Raw genomic sequence first — 1,937 nt, 5'->3', positions numbered from 1 at the left:
GGGCGTCAGGAAGGGCGTAGGGCGTCAGGAAGGGCGTAGGGCGTCAGGAAGGGCGTAGGGCGTCAGGAAGGGGGGAGGGGATGCGGGATGGACTGGGGAAGGGGGGCGGTGTTCGATGCCGCCCGTGCTGGTCATAAAAAAGCGCTCCGTCCTTCAAGGAGGGAGCGCTTTGGCTGTTTGCATTGAGGCACAAAGGAAGTCCGCCAGGCCTGTGACGGCATGGGACCTTGTGCGGGCTGCCCCGGTAGGGGGACAGGCTATTTCTTGTCCGGGTCTTCCGTTTCGGCCTTGCTCACCCAGTCCACCAGACGGGCCATGCGGGCCAGGCTGTAATGGCCGGGTTCGGGCTGCTGGCCGATCTCCTGCAGGGTGCCGTTGAGGCGGTAGATGCGCCAGTCCCCGGCGGGCAGGGCACCGTTGTCCATGGCGGTCTTCAGACCGGCACGGGCTTCTTCGGGCGAGCAGAACAGGGGGAAGTCCTGCACGGCCGGGTCGAGGACGACCATGGAGCCGCCCGCGATATCGATGATGTAATTGCCGGGAGCCACGGTGTAGACTTCCTGGCAGTCACGATCGGGCGGCAGGGGGGCCGTATTGGGGCCTGTGGTGGCACAGCCGCCCAGCATCAGAAGGGACCCAAGCAGGGCGGGGGCAAGGATCACGGGGAAACGTTTCATGTCATTCTCCTGCCGGGCGTACCGGCATCAGATTCGCCCCCGGGCACGACAAAAGCGGGCAGGTGGCGTCATTGCTGACTACACACCAAGCCCGCTTTTTTGTCAAAAGGTTCGTATGCCGGAGAGGCGGGGATGGCCGTTAGCGGGCCTGACGGCTCATCTCCTGCAGACGGGCGATGCGCTCTTCCAGCGGCGGGTGCGTGCTGAACAGGTTGGCCATGCTGCCGCCGCCGAAGCCGAACAGCGGCGAGACAATGAACATCTGCTCGGTGCTGGGGTTGCCGTTCTGCATGGGGATCTGTCCGCTGGCCACGCCCAGCTTGTGCAGGGCACCGGCCAGGGCCAGGGGCTGGCCGCAGATGCGGGCGCCGGTCTCGTCGGCCAGGTACTCACGCGAGCGGGAGATGGCCATCTGGATGATGCTGGCGGCGATGGGGGCCAGGATGGCCAGCAGGAACGCGGCGATGGGGTTGGTGCCGCCTTCCTCGTCATTGCTGCTGCCGCCGAAGATGGCGGCGAACTGCATGAAGTTGGCGATGCTGACGATGACCGAGGCCAGCACACCGGCGATGGTCTGGATCAGGATGTCACGGTTGGCGATGTGGCCGATCTCGTGGGCGATGACGCCGCGCAGCTCTTCGGGGCTGAGGATGCGCATGATGCCGTCGGTGACGGCCACCACACCGTGCTCGGGGTCGCGGCCGGTGGCGAAGGCGTTGGGCGCGTCTTCGGGGATGACACAGACGCGGGGCTTGGGGATGCCGGCATTGGCGGAAAGCTCGGCCACCATGCGGTGCAACATGGGGGCTTCGTCTTCGGACAGCTCGCGGGCCTGGTACATGGAGAGCACGATCTTGTCCGAATACCAGTAGGAACCCACGTTCATGATCATGGCGATCACAAAGGCGATGATGATGCCGGTGCGGCCGCCCATGATGCCGCCCAGGCCGATGATGATGGCGGAAAGCAGGGCGAGAAGCAGCACGGTCTTGATCTGGCTGGTCATGGTATCTCCTTGATGTGCGAGGTAGGGATTCGCTCACTGTAGATAAGCATGCGTCAGCAAAGTGGCAAGAGGTGGGAAAAAGTCAGGATGTCCGAAGCAGGGAAGACGGAGAGGCTGCTGCCTAGCAGTATAGGAGGATCGCTTGTACGGCAAGCCCGATTGGCGGGGAGGAAGCTGGGGAAGGGCGGCAGGAATGGCCGGGGAAATATCTGTGACAAAAAAGGAGAGGCGGGGAAGCACGGCGATGCCGTGTT

General features: G+C 64.2%; 2 protein-coding genes. Both read right to left on the bottom strand.

Going from position 1 to position 1,937, the window contains the following annotated elements; translation table 11 throughout:
- Positions 1–257: 257 nt before the first annotated feature.
- Positions 258–677 (bottom strand): DVU_2496 family lipoprotein, encoded by a 420-nt coding sequence (locus ACQRCJ_RS12335; RefSeq protein ID WP_302260998.1) that lies wholly within the window; start codon positions 675–677, stop codon positions 258–260.
- Between the two features lie 139 nt (positions 678–816).
- Complete coding sequence (locus tag ACQRCJ_RS12330; RefSeq protein WP_204626662.1) at positions 817–1,683, bottom strand: zinc metalloprotease HtpX; 867 nt, start codon at positions 1,681–1,683, stop codon at positions 817–819.
- Positions 1,684–1,937: the final 254 nt, after the last annotated feature.

The sequence above is a fragment of the Desulfovibrio sp. SGI.102 genome (assembly GCF_050314315.1).
Classification (GTDB): domain Bacteria; phylum Desulfobacterota; class Desulfovibrionia; order Desulfovibrionales; family Desulfovibrionaceae; genus Desulfovibrio.
This window is presented reverse-complemented; position numbering and strand designations above follow the sequence as displayed.